Source organism: Bradyrhizobium zhengyangense, assembly GCF_022012555.1.
In the GTDB taxonomy this organism is placed as follows: domain Bacteria; phylum Pseudomonadota; class Alphaproteobacteria; order Rhizobiales; family Xanthobacteraceae; genus Bradyrhizobium; species Bradyrhizobium zhengyangense.
In genome coordinates, this window is sequence record NZ_JAKLTZ010000005.1 from 353,691 (window position 1) to 369,642 (window position 15,952).

Sequence of the window (15,952 nt, forward strand, 5' to 3'; positions counted from 1 at the left end):
GGTTCGACATGACGCGTGAATTCTCCGCCGGAAATTACCGGTTCATCCCCTCCGTGTTCCAGTATTCTGCTGGTGCTGCTGCCGACGACGGCTATGAGATCGAGCGTGTCAGGTTCGATCGTCTGGTCCCGCTCGCCGACGGGTTTGCGCTGGCTGCAAACTACATCCAGGCGGCGGGGCGTCCACTGACGGCCTTCTGTGCCTGCGAGTTACGCTCGCCGGCGGCCTTCAGCGAAGAAGGCTTTCGCGCGTTCAACCTGCACTATGTGAAGACGCTGTCGGAGTGGGGCATCTTCGACGGCAGCATCAATCCGGTCGCACGCAGCAATGTCTGTCCCGAGATCGATCCGCCCGCGGAGCCGTCGTTCTACGCGTTCTCGTTCACTCGCCCGACGAATTCGAAGGCGCCGTCCTTCGTGATCGCCGGTGGTGCTGAGGCACGCGAGGGCAGCGGCACTTATGTCGAGCGCACGGTGCGCTACCGCGACCTCAGTCCGGAAGGCCTGCGCGAGAAGGTACGCTTCACCACGACCTCGCAGATGGAGAGCCGGATGACGACGTTCGGATTCGGCTGGAAGGATACCACGGGCGTGCAGGCCTATTCCGTGCATGACTTCCATCACACGCTGGTCGACGAACTGGTTCGGCGCGGCGCGCTGCGCTCGGGGCTCACCTGGCACTTCGCGCGGCCGCCGGTGGTCGATCTCGAATATGAGATGGATTGCCGGCGCGTGATGCGCGAGATTGTTATCTAACGTTGCCGCGGATCCAGCGCATCGCGCAGCCCGTCGCCAAGCAGGTTTAGTGACAAGACCACGAGGAAGATCGCCAGCCCCGGCCAGATCGCCATCCAGGGTGCCTGGGTCAGGAAACGTTGCGCTGCATTGAGCATGCTGCCCCAGGATGGCGAAGGCGGCTGCTGGCCTAACCCGAGGAACGACAGGGCGGCTTCCGCGATGATGGCTGCGGCGATCGACAGCGTCGCCTGGACCAGCAGTGCGGGCAGGATGTTCGGCAGGATGTGCGAGACCGCGATTCGCCAGTCGGGATTGCCGAGCGCGCGGGCCGCCTCGACATAGTCCTCGGCCTTGACGCTCAGCACCTGACCACGGGTGAGACGGATGAAGACCGGCGTTGCCGAGATGCCGATCGCGATCATGGCATTGCCGAGGCTCGGACCAAGGAACGCCGCCAACGCAATGGCCAGGATCAGGAACGGACAGGCGAGCATCGCATCGGTGATCCGGCTGATCAGCGCATCGACGAATCCGCCGCGATAGCCGGAGAGCAGGCCAAGAGGGACGCCGATGCCAAGCGCAATCGCAACCGAGATCAGGCCTGCCAGCAGCGAGGCGCGTGCGCCATAGATGACGCGGCTCAGGATATCGCGGCCGAGCTCGTCAGTGCCGAACCAGTGCGCTGCTGTCGGCGGCTTGCGCACCAGGCTCCAGCTTGTCGCGATGGGGTCGTATGGCACGATCAGAGGCGCCAGCAGCGCAAGCAGGATGAACACGATGAGGACCAAAAGGCCCGCGACCGCAGCCTTGCGCTTGAACAGGCGACGTCGTGCCCGGCGCGCCGGACTGTCGAGCTCCCCGGCATCGGTGACGGAGGTGGCCGCGAGCACGGCGTCGGTCATGGCCTAGCCCCTCAGCCGCGGATTGACGAGGATATAGGCGACGTCGGCGACCAGATTGAGCGTGATGTAGACCGTGGCGGTCACCAGCACCACGCCCTGCACGACGGCGTAATCGCGGTTGAACACGGCGTCCACGATCAGCTTGCCGAATCCGGGAATGGAGAAGATCTGCTCGGTCAGTACCGCGCCGGACAAGAGCGTACCGAGTTCGAGGGCGCCGAGTGTGATGATGGGCGTGAGCGCGTTGCGCATGGCGTGCTTGAGAATCACCGAGCGCTCGGACAGGCCCTTGGCACGCGCGGTGCGGACGTAATCGCTTTCCAGCACCTGGAGCATGGCGCTGCGGGTATGCCGCATCAGGATCGCTGCAATGGCGTTCCCGAGCACGAAGGCCGGCATGATGGTGGCGGCAAGGCTCGCCCGCCAGTTCTCGGTCAGAGGCACATAGCCGGAGGCCGGCAGCCAGCCGAGCTCGATCGAGAACAGGAAGATGAGCATGATGCCGAGCCAGAAATTCGGCGTCGAGATGCCCCACAGCGCAAAGAAATTGGCGCCGTAGTCCCAAGCCGTCCCCTTCTTCACGGCCGCGACGATCCCGGCGGGGATGCCGATCAGGAAGGCGATGATGATCGCCATGGCGCCGAGCTGCAGCGTCACCGGCAGCTTTTGCGCAATCAGCTCGCGCACTGGCATCTTGTTGCGTAGCGATTCGCCGAAATCGCCGACAAGCACACCCTTGATCCAGTACGCATATTGTACGGGGACGGGCTGATCGAGCCGGTATTGGTGCCGGATTTGCTCGATAACGGCCGGATCGCGTTCTTCGCCCGCCATCACCAGCGCGGGATCGCCCGGCAGCAATTGCTGCAGCGAGAAAATCAGCACTGACACGAAGAATAGCGTCGGGACGATCTGCGCAAGCCGGCGGGCGAGGAAGTTCAGCATCCTTGCAGCGTTACTTCAGCTTGAGGCCGACAACGCGCACGAGGCCGTCGGGCATCTGCTTGTAGCCTTCGAGCTTGGTGGTGTGCGCAATGATGATGCGGCGATGGTAGAGATAGAGGATCGGCTCTTCGTCCTGGACGAGCTTGGCCAGGATTTCGTAGCTGGCCTTGCGCTTGGCGGGATCCGTCACGAGCCGCGCGTCTTCCAGTGCCTTGTCTGCCTGCGCATTATTCCAGTCGCCGTAATTCTGAGGCGCGTTGCTGTGCAGGAAGATGAAGCTGTTGCCGTCAGGATCGACACGGCCGCTCCAGCCGAGCATGAAGGCCTGGTAGTCACCGGCCTCAGCCTGCTTCAGTCCGGTTGCGAATTCGGTGACGCGGATCTTCATGTCGAAGCCGGCTTCCGCGGCCATCGATTGGATCACCTGCGCGGGCGTCTCCGTCTCCGCGCCCTTCGGCACCAGGAAATCGACGCTGACCGGCGGCTTCACGCCAGCTTCCTTCAGCAGGGCCTTGGCCTTCTCCACGTCGCGGGCACGGACCGGAAGGGATTTCTGATAGTAGGGATGGTCAGGATTGACCCATTGATTGCCGACCTGGAACTCGCCGTTGAAGACGACCTGATTGATCGCCTCGCGGTCGATGGCAAGATCGAGCGCCTGCCTGACTTTTGCTGATTGGCTGAGCGGCCCCTTGGCCTTGTCCTTGCCGATGTTGAGCGTGACGCCTTGATAGCCGAGCTCGATGGCGGTGGCGACCTTGAGCCGTGAATCACTGCGCACCTCCTTGAGGTCAGTGGCGAGCACGCGCTCGATCAGATCGAGGCCGCCGGATTTCAGGTTCGCCAGCCGCACAGTGGCGTCGACGATCGGCTGGAACACGATCTTGTCGATGAAGACGTTGTCCTTGTTCCAGTAGTCGGCGAACTTCTCGAATACGATGCGATCCTGCTGCACGCGCTCGACGAATTTGTAAGGGCCGGCGCAGACCGGATGCAGGCCGAACTTGTCGCCGGCTTCCTTCGCGGCCTTTGGCGACACCATCATGCCGGCGCGATCGGTGAGCTGGGCGAGCAGCGGTGAGAACGGCGATTTCAGCACCAGCTTGATGGTGAGGGGATCGACGACATCGATGTGGTCGAGCGAGGCGAGCTCCGGCTTGCGGAACGAGCCGGGGAAGGTCAGATGGCGCTCCAGTGAGAACTTGGCGGCCTCAGCATCGAACGGCTCGCCGTCGTGGAATTTCACGCCGGGCCGGAGCTTTATCACGAGGCCCTTGCCGTCATCGACGGTCTCGCTCGACAGCGCGAGCTGCGGCACGATGTTCAGCTTCTCGTCGATGTCGAACAGCTTGTCGCAGAAGGCGGCGAACACGATGCGGCCGACATAGGTGCGCGCCATGGTGGGATCGAGGATATCAGGATCCTCGGCAAGCCCAATCCGCAGCGTGGTCTGGGCTTGGGCGGCTCCAAGCGTCAGCAGGGCGACGGCAGCCGTCGCGGCCAGGCGAAACATATTCATCGGACAGTCCCCATTGCTCCGGCTACGTCGTTGTAGGCCTTGCACTCTGTATACCAACACCAGCCGGGTTCGCGCCTTCCGTCTTTCGGCTGAAAGCCGCGACTAATTTTGTCAGTGCCGGTGAAAATCCGGCCGTTGCGGGCAGGATCGTGTCGGCCGAAGGCAGTTCGCTGACCCGGTGGCAGGCAGTGGCGTGGCCAGCGCCGTCCGCCACCAGCGCTGGCGCCTCAGCGCGGCAGCGGTCGATCACGAAGGGGCAGCGGGTGTGGAAGCGGCAGCCAGATGGCGGATTAAGAGCGCTCGGGATCTCGCCTTGTAGTACGACCTTCGCCCGCTTGGCGTGGGGTTGCGGCAGGGGAATCGCGGACAGCAGCGCGCGACTATAGGGATGGCGGGGCTGGGCGAACAACTTGTCCGCGTCGGCCTCTTCGACGATGCAGCCGAGATTCATCACTGCGACGCGGTCTGCGATGTGCTTGACCACGGCGAGGTCGTGCGAGACGAAGATATAGGCGAGGCCAAGTCTATCCTGAAGCTCGCGCAGCAGGTTTAGGATCTGCGAGCGGATCGATACGTCGAGCGCCGAGACCGGCTCGTCGCAGATGATCAGCTTCGGCTGGACCGCGAGCGCGCGCGCAATGGCGATGCGCTGGCGCTGGCCGCCGGAGAACTCGTGCGGATAGCGCCGCGCCAGTCGCGGCTCGAGCCCGACCAGCCGCAAGATTTCCGCGACGCGCTCGCGCCGCTGCGCCGGTGGCACGAGATCGTGCAGCGCCAGCGGCTCGGTCAGAATCTGCGCAACCGTCATGCGTGGATTGAGCGAGGCGTAGGGGTCCTGGAAGATGATCTGCGCCTCGCGGCGGAATTTGCGGAGCGCATCGGCATCGAGGGAGAGCAGATCGCGGCCGTCGAACTGCACGCTGCCTGCATCCGGCTCGATCAGCCGCAGCACCAGGCGGCTGACGGTGGACTTGCCGCAGCCGGACTCGCCGACCAGGGCGAGAGTCTTTCCGGCCTCGAGCGAGAACGACACGCCATCGACGGCTTTGACATGCGCGCGCGCCCGGCCGAGCAACGAGCGCTCGGCGACGAAATGCTTGACCAGGCCGTTGACCTCGAGGAGAGCCATCACGACACCAGCAATTCGAGCGGCGTGCGGATGCAGCGCGAGACGTGGCCGGGGCTGACGGCGATCAGTGGCGGCGGCGCCTTGGTGCAGGCCTCCAGCACGAAGGGACAGCGCGCCGCGAAGCGGCAGCCGGCGGGCGGCTGCGCCATGTTCGGCACCATGCCTTCGATGGTCGCCAGCTGCTCGGCGCGATGGTCGAGCCGCGGGATCGAGCCAAGCAGACCAATGGTGTAGGGATGCTGCGGAACCGAAAACAATTCTTCGACCGGCGCGCGCTCGACGATTTCGCCGGCATACATCACCGCGACTTCGTCGCAGACTTCGGCGACGACGCCGAGATCGTGAGTAATCAGGATGATGGCGGCGCCGCTGGCGGCCTTCAACTCGCGCATCAACTCCAGGATCTGGGCTTGTAGCGTGACGTCGAGCGCGGTGGTCGGCTCGTCCGCGATCAGCAGCTGCGGATCGCAGGCGAGCGCCATCGCGATCATCACGCGCTGGCGCATGCCGCCGGAGAGCTTGTGCGGATATTCGTCGATCCTCCGCTCGGGCGAGGGGATGTGCACGCGGCGCAGCAACTCGATGGCCCGCTCGCGCGCGCTTTTCCGCGAGCCGCCGCGATGGCGCAAAATCGTCTCGATGATCTGGTCGCCGATCGTAAAACTCGGGTTGAGCGACGTCATGGGCTCCTGAAAGATCATCGCGAGCCGGTTGCCACGCAAATCGCGCAGAGTCTGGTCCGGGGTCTTCAGGAGATCAAAACCGTCGAAGCGGATCGCGCCAGTAATCTCCGTCGTCTGCTTTGGCAAAAGCCCCATGATCGCCAATGAAGTCACGCTCTTGCCGCACCCGGATTCGCCAACGAGACCGAGCGTCGCGCCATTAGCAACGCTGAGATCGACGCTATCGACGGCATGGGTGATACGGCCGTCGTCGCCGTGAAAGCGGATACGCAGGTCCCTGATCTCGATGAGAGGGCTCATGCTTGTCTTGCCCGCGCCGCAGCGATGCTGGCATCGATGACACTGCGATCGGTGTTGCCGGCCGGATTTTGCCGGGTCGGCATGGAGGGGCGGAAGTGGACCCAGAGCTCGTGGCTGACCCGTTCGAGCCGCTCGAGCTCGCCGAGCGGATCGGGATGATCGTCGGCGCGGATGTCCAGCGCCGGCCATTCCTCCTCGCCGTGGATAAGCAGCGCAGCCGATTGCTTGCCGCGCTTGTCGCCGCCGGCAGCTTCGCCTGCACGCATTGCCGCGAGCAGGCGGCGCGGGAAGGGCAGGCTGTCATTGGCGATGTAGGTTTTCGCCGTCTCGGCGAGCACATCGGCGCCCGCAAGCATGTTGCCGGCGACCGAGAATCCGCTGCCGGCGATGTGCCCGCACCAGTCGACACAGTCGCGCCCGGTATGCGCGGCGACCGCGCCGCTCGCATCCATGATGTGGATCTGGCGGCTCTCGCGGCCGTCATCGGTCGCGAGCAGCGTGGCGAGCGCGTCATGCGCGTTAAGGCCTTCGCGGAGCAGCTTGACGCCATCGATGCCGTAATAGGGATTGACGAAGGCCTGGGTTGCGATCGCGCCGAGGCCGGCCGCGATATAGGGCACGCGGGCGCCGACGGCAAAGAAGCGGGTCGCGACCGCAATGCCGAACTGGCCGGTGGCAGGATCTCGCGCGATGATCGACCAGGTCATGAGATGCCTTCAGCGTCCGGCGGCGTAGCCTTGCATGCCGCGCGGATTGGCGGCGGCGCGGCGGCGCACGCCGACACGGGAGGCCGCGGTGAGACGGCCCTCCGACCAGTCGGGCCCGACCTCGACGATATGGCGGCGCTCGCGCAAATTCTCGATCGTTGCCTTCGGCACGCGGTTCTCGACCACGAGCACGCCAGGACGCGCGGTGCGCGGCCAGAACGAGATCGGGAAATGCTCGGAGTGCCAGGCCGGGGCGTCGATAGACTCCTGCAGATTCAGGTTGCAATGGACGTGGCGCAGGAAGAACTGCGTGATCCATTGGTCCTGCTGATCGCCGCCGGGCGAGCCCCAGGCGAGATACGGCTCGCCGTCGCGCAGTGCCATGGTCGGCGACAACGTCGTGCGTGGCCGCTTGCCGGGCGCGAGCGAGCCGGGATGATTTTCCTCCAGCCAGAACATCTGGGCCCGGCTGCCGAGGCAGAAACCGAGCTCGGGAATAACAGGCGAGGATTGCAGCCAGCCACCTGACGGTGTCGAAGACACCATGTTGCCGGCCTTGTCGATGATATCGAAATGCACGGTATCGCCGCGCACCTCGCCGAAGCGTCCCACGGTCGGCTCGCCGGCGCCGAGCGCGCCAACCGCCTCGCGCTGTCCCTCGGCGCGGCGCAGCTTCACCACACCACCAAAACCTTCGACCGTGCCGGGCACGAAATCGAGCGATGCCTTGTCGGTGACGAGCTTGCGGCGCTCGTCGTTATATGCGTCCGATAGCAGCGTTCCGATCGGGATGTCGGAGAACTTGGGGTCGCCGTAGAATTTTTCGCGGTCGGCAAAGGCGAGTTTCGCGCATTCGATCTGGAGATGGATGAACTCCGGCCCGGTCGGATCGAGCTCGTCGAGTGCAAAGCCTTTCAACAGCGCCAGCTGTTGCAGTGTCACAGGGCCCTGGCTCCAGACGCCGGCCTTGCAGACCGTGTAGCGGCCATAATCATAGGTGAGCGGCGCCTCGACCGTCGGCTGCCAGCGCGCCATGTCATCGGCGGATAGCACGCCGCGATGCGGGGAGCCGCTGACGTCCATCACCTCCTGCGTCCGGCAGAACCTGTCGATGGCTTCGGCCACGAAGCCTTGCGACCAGGCCTTGCGTGCGCGCTCGATTTCGGCATCGCGGCCGCCACCGCCGCTCTCGGCCTCATTCAAAATGCGGGCGTAGGTCGCAGCCAGCGTCTTGTTGGTGAAGATCGTGCCGGGTTTCGGCACCTCGCCGTTCGGCAGATAGACCGCGGCCGAAGTTGGCCAGTGCTTGCGGAACAATTGCTCGACGGTCTGGATCGTGGCGCAGGCGCGCTCAACCAGCGGATAGCCGTCGCGGGCGTAGGAGATCGCGGGCTCCAGCACGTCGCGCACGCGCATCGTGCCGTAGTCGCGCAGCAGCATCATCCAGGATTCGAAGGTGCCGGGCACGCAGGCGGCGAGCAGGCCGGTGCCTGGCACCATATCGAGGCCTTCGCTCTTGTAGTGCGCGATGGTGGCGCGCGCCGGGGCCGGGCCCTGGCCGCAGATCACCTCGGTGCGACCACGTTTCACGTCGTGCACGATGATGGGGACATCGCCGCCGGGGCCATTCAGATGCGGCTCGACCACCTGAAGGGCGAAGGCGGTAGCGACGCCCGCATCGAACGCGTTGCCGCCCTTTTCCAGGATAGCCATGCCGACGGCAGTCGCGATCCAGTGCGTTGACGCGACGACCCCGAACGTGCCCTCGATCTCGGGACGCGTCGTGAAAGGGTCTGGATTGACTTTGCTGGCCATGGGCTACCTCGTTGACGGCGCGCGCAATTGATCACATCAGGCGCTGGGATGCCAAATGCACAGGCCGCATGGCACGCGCGCGTTATGCCGGGACCGGCGCGGTGTTAACGGCATGGCACGCGACGCCGTCGATCAGCTTTGGAACTTCCTTGCGGCAAAGCTCGAACGCCAGCGGACATCGCGGATTGAAGGCACAGCCCGACGGCGGATTAATCGGGTTCGGGATCTCGCCTTTCACCGGAATGCGCTGGCGGCCGCTCATGGCGAGGTCAGGCACAGCGCCCAACAGCATCTTCGTGTAGGGCATGCGCGGGCGGGCAAACAGCTCGCGCCCCTCCGCGATCTCGACGATACGGCCGAGATACATCACGCCGACCCGGCTCGCCATGTGGCGGACCACGGCGAGGTTGTGGCTGATGAACATGTAGGTCAGGCCGAACTTGTCCTGGAGGTCGCGCATCAGGTTCAGGATCTGTGCCTGCACGGAGACGTCGAGCGCCGAGGTCGGCTCGTCACAGACGATGAATTCCGCGTCGGAGGCGAGCGCCCGCGCGATCGCGATACGCTGGCGCTGGCCGCCGGAGAATTCGTGTGGGAATTTCAGCCGGTCGTCGGGATGCAGGCCGACGAGGCTGAGCAGCTCGCCGACGCGGGCCTGGATGTCGCGTTCGCCCTGGATCAGGTCGAAGGCGCGGATCGGCTCGGAGATGATGCCATCGACCCGGAAGCGCGGGTTCAGGCTCGCATAGGGATCCTGGAAGATCATTTGGATGCGCCGGCGCAGCTTTCGGCGAGCCGGGGCTTGCCGTGGATCGGTCATCGAGACGCCGTCGATCAGGACGTCGCCGGAGCTCGGCGGCAACAGGCCGACGACCATCCGCGCCACCGTGGTTTTGCCCGAACCGGACTCACCGACCAGCGCAAAGGTCTCGCCCTTCTTGATATCGAAGGTGACGCCGTCGACGGCCTTGAGATATTCGAGTTGGCCGCCCTCGAGCACGCGGTTGAGCCAAGGCTTTGAAACGTCGAAGACGCGGCGCAGATTTGTGCCCTGGACGAAGGGAGTGCTCATGCCGCGGTCTCCGCCGACGCGGGGTCATAGAGATGGCAGGCAACCGATTGCGCGCCGCGCGACAGCGGCTCCGGCCGGTCCACCCGGCAACGATCGAAAACGGAGGCGCAGCGCGGGTTGAACGAGCAGCCGCGCGGGATGTTCGAGAGCCGCGGCATCGAGCCGGGGATCTGCACCAGGCGCTTGTCGTCGCCGGCAAGCGTCGGGATCGCGCCCATCAGGCCCTTGGCGTAGGGGTGCAGCGGATTCCTGACAACGTCCTGCACCGGACCGATCTCGGCGACACGACCGGCATACATCACCGCGACGCGATCCGAGGTCTCCGCGATCACGCCCATGTCGTGGGTGACCAGCATCACGGCGGTGCCGTGGTCGCGGCCGAGCCGCTTGATCAGCGAGATGATCTGCGCCTGTACGGAGACGTCGAGCGCGGTGGTCGGCTCGTCCGCGATGATCAGTTCGGGCTCGGCGCAGATCGCAAGCGCAATCACCACGCGCTGGCGCATGCCGCCGGAGAACTCGTGCGGGTAGCCGTCGATGCGCTTGTCCGGCGCGGGGATGCCGACTTCGGCGAGCAGGTCGATGGCGCGGCGGCGCGCGGCCTGTTCGGACAGATTGAGATGGGTCCGGATCGTCTCCACGATCTGGTCGCCGACCCTGTACAGCGGATTGAGCGAGGTCAGCGGATCCTGGAAGATCATGCCGATGCGTTTGCCGCGGATACGGCGCATCTCCTCCGGCGGCAAATCGTCGATGCGCAGGCCGGCGAGGCGAATCTCGCCGCCGGCAATGCGGCCGGGCGGGTCGATCAGGCCGATCACCGAAAGGCCGGTCACGGATTTGCCGGCGCCGGATTCGCCGACCACCCCGAGCACTTCACCCTTGGCGATGTCGAAGGAGACGCCGTCGATGGCGCGCAACGTGCCGCGGCGAGAGGCGAACTCCACCTTGAGATTGCGGACGGAAAGAACGGGTTCGGTCATGAACGCTGTAGACTCATCGGAGTTTGGGGTTGAGCGCGTCGCGCAGCCAGTCGCCGAGCAGATTGATCGACAGGATCAGCGCCGCGAGTGCGATCCCGGGGAAGGCGACGATCCACCATTCGCCTGCGAACAGATAGCCGTTGCCGATGCGGATCAGCGTGCCGAGCGACGGCATGGTTTCGGGCATGCCCGAGCCGAGGAACGACAGCGTTGCCTCGGTGATGATGGCGAGCGCGAGGTTGATGGTGGCGATCACGAGGATCGGCCCCGTGGTGTTCGGCAGCACGTGGCGCAGCATGATCACGGGGGCGGGAAGGCCGATCAATTGCGCGGCCGCGACGTAATCCTTGTTCTTCTCGACCAGGACCGAACCACGCACCGTACGCGCATACTGCACCCAAAAGCTCAGACCGATCGCGAAGACCAGAACGGCCAGCATGCTCATCTCGTCGAGCTTGTTGCCAAAGACCGATTTGGCAATGCCGTTGATCAAGAGCGCGATCAGGATGGCCGGAAACGAAAGCTGCACGTCGGCAATGCGCATGATCAGCCCATCGACGGCGCCGCCGAAATAGCCCGCCGTCAGCCCAAGCAGGATGCCGATCGCGCCGGACAAAACCACGCCGAGCACGCCGACGAGCAGCGAGATGCGCAGGCCGTAGAGGATCGCCGACAGCACGTCGCGGCCCTGCTCGTCGGTGCCGAGCAGGAACGGGCTCTGGCCGTCGGCGGTCCAGAGCGGCGAGATGCGCGAATTCATCAGCTGGAGCTGCGCCGGATCGAACGGATTTTGCACCGATAGCACCGAGGCGAAGATCGCGATCAGGAAGAACAGCAGCGTCACACCCGCCGCGATCATGGTGATCTTGGAGCGGCGGAACGAATAGAACAGGTCGCTGTCGAGCGCGCGCCTGAACCAGCCAGGCGCCGCCGCAGGACGCTTCTCGGTCGGATGGGAAACGACGGCTTCGCTCATGTCAGTGTGCCCGGCTGACCGTCGAGCGCAGCCGCGGATCGACGATGGTGTAGAGGATATCAACCACGAGGTTGATGGTGACGAAGATCAAGGACACCATCATCAAATACGCTGCCATGATTGGGATATCGACGTTCTGAACGGCCTGCACGAACAGGAGCCCCATGCCAGGCCATTGGAACACGGTTTCGGTGATGATCGCGAAAGCAATGACCGAGCCGAATTGTAGACCTGCAACGGTGATCACGGGAACCAGCGTGTTGCGCAGCGCGTGTCCGAAATGGATTGCCCGCGTGGTCAGACCGCGGGCGCGGGCGAAGCGGATATAGTCGGTTCGCAGCACTTCCAGCATCTCGGCGCGCACCAGCCGCATGATCAGCGTCATCTGGAACAGGCCAAGCGTGATCGAGGGCATGATGAGCGCCTTCAGGCCCGACAGCGTCAGCAGCCCCGTCGTCCACCAGCCGATATGCACGACGTCGCCACGGCCAAACGAGGGCAGCCAACCGAGCGTCACCGAGAAAAGGTAGATCATGAGAATGCCGATCAGGAAGGTCGGCAGCGAGATGCCGATCAGCGAGACGGCCTGGAAGATGTGCGCGAGCCAGCTGTCGCGGCGAAGCGCCGAATAGACCCCCATCAGGATTCCGCTAATCATCGCGAAGATGGTGGCGCAAATCGCGAGCTCCAGCGTTGCGGGCATCCGCTCCATCAGCAGGTCGGAGACGGGCAGGCGGAACTGGTAGGACACGCCGAATTTGAACTGCGCAGCGTTGCCGACGTAGCGGCCGAACTGCACGATGAAGGGATCGTCCAGGCCGAGCGATTTGCGGATCGCGGCGCGCTCGGCGCCTGAGGTATCCATTCCGACCATCTGGTTCACGGGGTCGCCGGCGAAGCGGAACATCGAAAATGAGATGATCCCGACGGCGATCATGACACCGATGGCCTGGATGGCTCGGCGCAGTGTGAAAGCGAGCATCTGTTCCTTTCACATCTCTTCAGCAGCACGCATCATTGCGTTAACCTGAAACGGCAAGTCTTCCAAATAGCAAGTCCCGGAAGCCAGATCTTGAAAGCGATGGCTTCCGGGACTTCACAAGAGGTCGATACTTACTCTTCCTGCTTGGTCGCCCAGTAGAGCATGACCATGTTGTCCGCACGCTGGGTCAGCTTCACCTTTTTCGATACGCCCCAGGCAAGCGCCTGCTGGTGCAGCGGAATATAGGCCCAGTCCTTCATCGACAGCTCGAAGGCCTGCTTGATCAGCTGATCGCGCTTGGCCGCATCGGACTCCACGAGAACCTTGTCGGCGAGCTCGTCGAACTGCTTGTTGCAATAGCCGGCGAGATTGGCTTCGCCGCGGTTGGGATCCTTGGGATCGTCCCGGCAGCCCATGATGTCGTGCAGCACGTTCTGGGAATCGAGCGTATCCGGGGTCCAGCCCAGCAAGAACAGCGAGGTCTTGTAGCCGCCGGGCTTCAGCACCTTGGCGAAATACTGGGCCTTGGGCTGCGCCAACAGATCCACCTTGATGTTGATGCGGGCGAGCATGCCGACGATCGCCTGGCAGATGGCCGCGTCATTGACGTAGCGGTCGTTCGGACAGTCCATCGTCACTTCGAAACCGTCGGCATATCCGGCGTCCGCCAGAAGCTTCTTGGCGGCGTCGGGGTCGAACTTCGGCCGGATTAAGTCCTTCGCGGAAAAGATCTCTGGTGCGACCATCAGTGCGGACGGCGTGGACAGCCCGCGCATGACGCGATTCTTGATCAAGTCGACGTCGATCGCCCGGTAGACGGCTTCGCGGACGCGAACGTCCTTGAACGGGTTCTTGCCCTTGACGTTCGAATAAAGGAGCTCGTCGCGCGCCTGATCCATGCCGACGAAGATGGTGCGGAGTTCAGGTCCGGTCAGGACGGTGGCATTGGGGCTCGCCTTCACGCGCTCGATGTCCTGCACCGGAACTGGCTCGATCACATCGACCTCGCCCGACAACAGGGCCGCGACACGCGTGGCGGGGTTGGCGATCGGCGTGAAGACGATCTCCTTCAAATTATGTTCCGGCTTGCGCCACCAGTTCGGGTTGGCCTTGAAGACAGTCTTCACGCCCGGCTGATGGCTCTCGATGGTGAAGGGCCCGGTGCCGTTTTCATGCAGCGAGGCGTAGCTCGGGGTCGTCGCGGCCGCGGGCGTCGGTGCCACCGCATCGTTCGCCTCTGCCCATTTCTTGTCCATGATGTACCAGGTCGCCCACAACGCGGTCAGGATCGGATTGGGCGAGGTCAGGACGAAATCGACGGTGTAATCGTCGATCTTGACGACCTTGGCGTCGGCAGGAACGCGGCTCTGGAAGTTCGAGCCTTTCGCTCGCACGCGCTCGGCCGAGAATACGACGTCATCAGCGGTGAAGGGGTCACCGTTGTGGAATTTCACACCCTTGCGCAGATGAAAGCGCCAGCGTGTCGGCTCCGGCGTCTCCCAGCTTTCGGCGAGCGCCGGGATGATCTTCAGGTCCTTGCCGCGGGCCACCAGGCCCTCATAGACATGGCCGAGATGCGCACTGGTGGTCGACTCATTCAGCGTGTAGGGATCGAGCGACTTCAGCTCACCCTGGTTGGCGTAGCGCAGCGTCTGGCTCGACGCCGGCGAGACCGCCAACGCAACCACACCGGCGAGCGTCGCCGCAAACAAACTTCGTCCGACTGACATTCTTGACCCTCTCCACTCGCCCGCACCGTGATTTTTGATTGTTCGGTGGGGATGATCGATCCATGTTGCCCAGAGTTCTCGGCCCGTGCAAGCGCCATTCCAGCAAGGAACGCGCCAAGTTGCGCCGCTGTGCAGCAATGCTGACCAGCTTTTAGGGGAGAGAGGCGTGCGGGCGACATTGGACTTTCGGCCCGGTCAGGCCTCGAAAATGAGGGTGGAAACGGTCCGCCAGCGCCCGTTCGCGCCGACAATTTGATTGACCATATCCGCCGGTTGCGGAAGCCGGCTCCCCGTCCCCCGGCTCAGGTCGCTTGCGTCGCACACCGTGTCGCGGTGATACTGCGTGACGCCGCTCGAATCTCATCCGGAGGGGACATGAAAGTTAACATCGAAATCGACTGCACCCCCCTCGAGGCCCGCCAGTTTTTCGGATTGCCTGATGTGTCGCCGATGCAGACCGCGGTGATGGACAAGCTCCAGCAGCAGGTTTTGAGCAACATCGAGAAGGTCTCGCCGGAATCGCTGATCCAGAGTTGGTTCACCTTCGATCCCAAGCTGGCGGAACGGTTTCAGGACATGTTCGTCACCATGGCCGGTCTCGGCGCCCCGCGCAGCGGCGACAAGAAGAAGTAATGCCCGACGCGCGCGACGGAGCGCCAGGCTCGGACGGGCTTCGTCCGCCAGCCCTTGGCCTGCTGCTCGCCGAGGCGCGCAGTCTGTTCGAATTCAACGCCAGCGTCCTGCTGTCACCACTGCTGATGCGCGCGCCCAGGGGCGATGGCCATCCGGTGCTGGCGCTGCCGGGCTTTCTCGCCAGCGATCTGTCGATGGCACCGATGCGGCGCTATCTCGGCGGACTCGGCTATGAGGCCCATGCCTGGCGGATGGGTCGAAATCTCGGCGGGCTGGCGCGGATGCGGGAAGCCTTGCGCGCCCGTCTCACCGAGATCCATGCCGCAACTGGGCGCAAGGTCAGCCTGGTCGGATGGAGCCTCGGCGGTGTCTATGCTCGCGATCTCGCGCTGCAGGCGCCCGAGCTGGTCCGTTATGTCATCACACTCGGCAGCCCTTTTGCCAATGATGTGCGGGCGACCAATGCGACCGCGCTGTACGAGGCGCTATCCGGCGAGCGGGTCGAGGACTTTGCCGAGCTGCGCGAGGCGATCGCCGGGGATCTCAAGGTGCCGGCGACATCGATCTATTCGCGCGCAGATGGCGTCGTGAATTGGCGGACCTGCCTGTTGCGCCCCTCCGAGCGCGCCGAGAACCTCGAAGTGTATTTCGCCAGCCATATCGGGCTCGGGGTGAACCCCGCGGCGTTGTGGGCCGTGGCCGATCGCCTGGCGCAACCGGAGGGGGAGTTCTGGCCATTTGATCGGGCCGGACCGTTTGCCATTGCATATGCCCCGCCGGAGCGGGCAATATCGGCCTGACGAGAAGCGCCAGCAAGGCGCCAGTCGAATATGAGTGGA

At 64.2% G+C, this 15,952-nt stretch carries 15 protein-coding genes; 3 read left to right on the forward strand and 12 right to left on the reverse strand.

Translation table 11 applies throughout. From position 1 onward, the window contains the following. Positions 1 to 8: 8 nt before the first annotated feature. Positions 9 to 755, forward strand: coding sequence for a 2-amino-5-chloromuconate deaminase CnbZ (gene cnbZ / locus L6639_RS21755; RefSeq protein WP_237863671.1), 747 nt, complete (start codon positions 9 to 11; stop codon positions 753 to 755). On the opposite strand, the gene L6639_RS21760 is transcribed toward cnbZ, so the two are convergent. The 12 genes from L6639_RS21760 to L6639_RS21815 form a co-directional block, all read right to left on the reverse strand. Next, a complete protein-coding gene (locus L6639_RS21760; protein WP_237863672.1) occupies positions 752 to 1,639 on the reverse strand; it encodes an ABC transporter permease in 888 nt (295 codons plus the stop codon). The two genes, cnbZ and L6639_RS21760, sit on opposite strands and share 4 nt — an antisense overlap. Before the next feature lie 3 nt (positions 1,640 to 1,642). Beyond that, positions 1,643 to 2,584, reverse strand: a complete 942-nt coding sequence (locus tag L6639_RS21765; protein WP_237863673.1) for an ABC transporter permease — start codon at positions 2,582 to 2,584, stop codon at positions 1,643 to 1,645. A 10-nt stretch (positions 2,585 to 2,594) separates the two neighbouring features. Further along, positions 2,595 to 4,103 carry an ABC transporter substrate-binding protein gene (locus tag L6639_RS21770; protein ID WP_237863674.1) on the reverse strand — a complete coding sequence of 503 codons (1,509 nt, stop codon included), beginning with the start codon at positions 4,101 to 4,103 and terminating at the stop codon, positions 2,595 to 2,597. 22 nt (positions 4,104 to 4,125) lie between these two features. After that, the gene (locus L6639_RS21775; RefSeq protein WP_237863675.1) at positions 4,126 to 5,232 is read right to left on the reverse strand and encodes an ABC transporter ATP-binding protein; all 1,107 of its coding nucleotides are present in this window, start codon (positions 5,230 to 5,232) and stop codon (positions 4,126 to 4,128) included. Continuing rightward, on the reverse strand, positions 5,232 to 6,215 hold the full coding sequence (locus L6639_RS21780; RefSeq protein ID WP_237863676.1) for an ABC transporter ATP-binding protein: 984 nt from the start codon (positions 6,213 to 6,215) through the stop codon (positions 5,232 to 5,234). The genes L6639_RS21775 and L6639_RS21780 overlap by 1 nt, the downstream gene beginning before the upstream one ends. Then, positions 6,212 to 6,922, reverse strand: coding sequence for a DUF1028 domain-containing protein (locus L6639_RS21785; protein ID WP_237863677.1), 711 nt, complete (start codon positions 6,920 to 6,922; stop codon positions 6,212 to 6,214). Before L6639_RS21785 ends, L6639_RS21780 begins: the two co-directional genes overlap by 4 nt. A 9-nt stretch (positions 6,923 to 6,931) precedes the next feature. Next, complete coding sequence (locus tag L6639_RS21790) at positions 6,932 to 8,737, reverse strand: gamma-glutamyltransferase family protein (protein ID WP_237863678.1); 1,806 nt, start codon at positions 8,735 to 8,737, stop codon at positions 6,932 to 6,934. 82 nt (positions 8,738 to 8,819) lie between these two features. After that, a complete protein-coding gene (locus L6639_RS21795) occupies positions 8,820 to 9,809 on the reverse strand; it encodes an ABC transporter ATP-binding protein (RefSeq protein WP_237863679.1) in 990 nt (329 codons plus the stop codon). Next, complete coding sequence (locus tag L6639_RS21800; RefSeq protein ID WP_237863680.1) at positions 9,806 to 10,792, reverse strand: ABC transporter ATP-binding protein; 987 nt, start codon at positions 10,790 to 10,792, stop codon at positions 9,806 to 9,808. The genes L6639_RS21795 and L6639_RS21800 overlap by 4 nt, the downstream gene beginning before the upstream one ends. A 13-nt stretch (positions 10,793 to 10,805) precedes the next feature. Beyond that, positions 10,806 to 11,768 carry an ABC transporter permease gene (locus tag L6639_RS21805; protein ID WP_237863681.1) on the reverse strand — a complete coding sequence of 321 codons (963 nt, stop codon included), beginning with the start codon at positions 11,766 to 11,768 and terminating at the stop codon, positions 10,806 to 10,808. A gap of 1 nt (position 11,769) precedes the next feature. Beyond that, on the reverse strand, positions 11,770 to 12,750 hold the full coding sequence (locus L6639_RS21810; protein WP_237863682.1) for an ABC transporter permease: 981 nt from the start codon (positions 12,748 to 12,750) through the stop codon (positions 11,770 to 11,772). A 131-nt stretch (positions 12,751 to 12,881) separates the two neighbouring features. Next, a complete protein-coding gene (locus L6639_RS21815) occupies positions 12,882 to 14,480 on the reverse strand; it encodes an ABC transporter substrate-binding protein (RefSeq protein ID WP_237863683.1) in 1,599 nt (532 codons plus the stop codon). A 375-nt stretch (positions 14,481 to 14,855) separates the two neighbouring features. On the opposite strand from L6639_RS21815, the gene L6639_RS21820 reads away from it, so the two are divergent. Next, positions 14,856 to 15,113 (forward strand): DUF6489 family protein, encoded by a 258-nt coding sequence (locus L6639_RS21820; RefSeq protein ID WP_128953009.1) that lies wholly within the window; start codon positions 14,856 to 14,858, stop codon positions 15,111 to 15,113. Next, positions 15,113 to 15,913: an alpha/beta hydrolase family protein gene (locus L6639_RS21825; protein WP_237863684.1), complete on the forward strand. Its 801-nt coding sequence runs from the start codon at positions 15,113 to 15,115 to the stop codon at positions 15,911 to 15,913. The genes L6639_RS21820 and L6639_RS21825 overlap by 1 nt, the downstream gene beginning before the upstream one ends. Positions 15,914 to 15,952: the final 39 nt, after the last annotated feature.

Excerpts from the sequence above, each read along its gene's own strand:
- L6639_RS21790 (WP_237863678.1), bottom strand. The coding sequence starts at position 8,737 with ATGGCCAGCAAAGTCAATCCAGACCCTTTCACGACGCGTCCCGAGATC.
- L6639_RS21825 (WP_237863684.1), top strand. The coding sequence starts at position 15,113 with ATGCCCGACGCGCGCGACGGAGCGCCAGGCTCGGACGGGCTTCGTCCG.
- L6639_RS21765 (WP_237863673.1), bottom strand. The coding sequence starts at position 2,584 with ATGCTGAACTTCCTCGCCCGCCGGCTTGCGCAGATCGTCCCGACGCTA.
- L6639_RS21795 (WP_237863679.1), bottom strand. The coding sequence starts at position 9,809 with ATGAGCACTCCCTTCGTCCAGGGCACAAATCTGCGCCGCGTCTTCGAC.
- L6639_RS21805 (WP_237863681.1), bottom strand. The coding sequence starts at position 11,768 with ATGAGCGAAGCCGTCGTTTCCCATCCGACCGAGAAGCGTCCTGCGGCG.
- L6639_RS21815 (WP_237863683.1), bottom strand. The coding sequence starts at position 14,480 with ATGTCAGTCGGACGAAGTTTGTTTGCGGCGACGCTCGCCGGTGTGGTT.
- L6639_RS21800 (WP_237863680.1), bottom strand. The coding sequence starts at position 10,792 with ATGACCGAACCCGTTCTTTCCGTCCGCAATCTCAAGGTGGAGTTCGCC.
- L6639_RS21780 (WP_237863676.1), bottom strand. The coding sequence starts at position 6,215 with ATGAGCCCTCTCATCGAGATCAGGGACCTGCGTATCCGCTTTCACGGC.
- L6639_RS21760 (WP_237863672.1), bottom strand. The coding sequence starts at position 1,639 with ATGACCGACGCCGTGCTCGCGGCCACCTCCGTCACCGATGCCGGGGAG.
- L6639_RS21785 (WP_237863677.1), bottom strand. The coding sequence starts at position 6,922 with ATGACCTGGTCGATCATCGCGCGAGATCCTGCCACCGGCCAGTTCGGC.
- L6639_RS21770 (WP_237863674.1), bottom strand. The coding sequence starts at position 4,103 with ATGAATATGTTTCGCCTGGCCGCGACGGCTGCCGTCGCCCTGCTGACG.
- L6639_RS21810 (WP_237863682.1), bottom strand. The coding sequence starts at position 12,750 with ATGCTCGCTTTCACACTGCGCCGAGCCATCCAGGCCATCGGTGTCATG.
- L6639_RS21820 (WP_128953009.1), top strand. The coding sequence starts at position 14,856 with ATGAAAGTTAACATCGAAATCGACTGCACCCCCCTCGAGGCCCGCCAG.
- L6639_RS21775 (WP_237863675.1), bottom strand. The coding sequence starts at position 5,232 with ATGGCTCTCCTCGAGGTCAACGGCCTGGTCAAGCATTTCGTCGCCGAG.
- cnbZ (WP_237863671.1), top strand. The coding sequence starts at position 9 with ATGACGCGTGAATTCTCCGCCGGAAATTACCGGTTCATCCCCTCCGTG.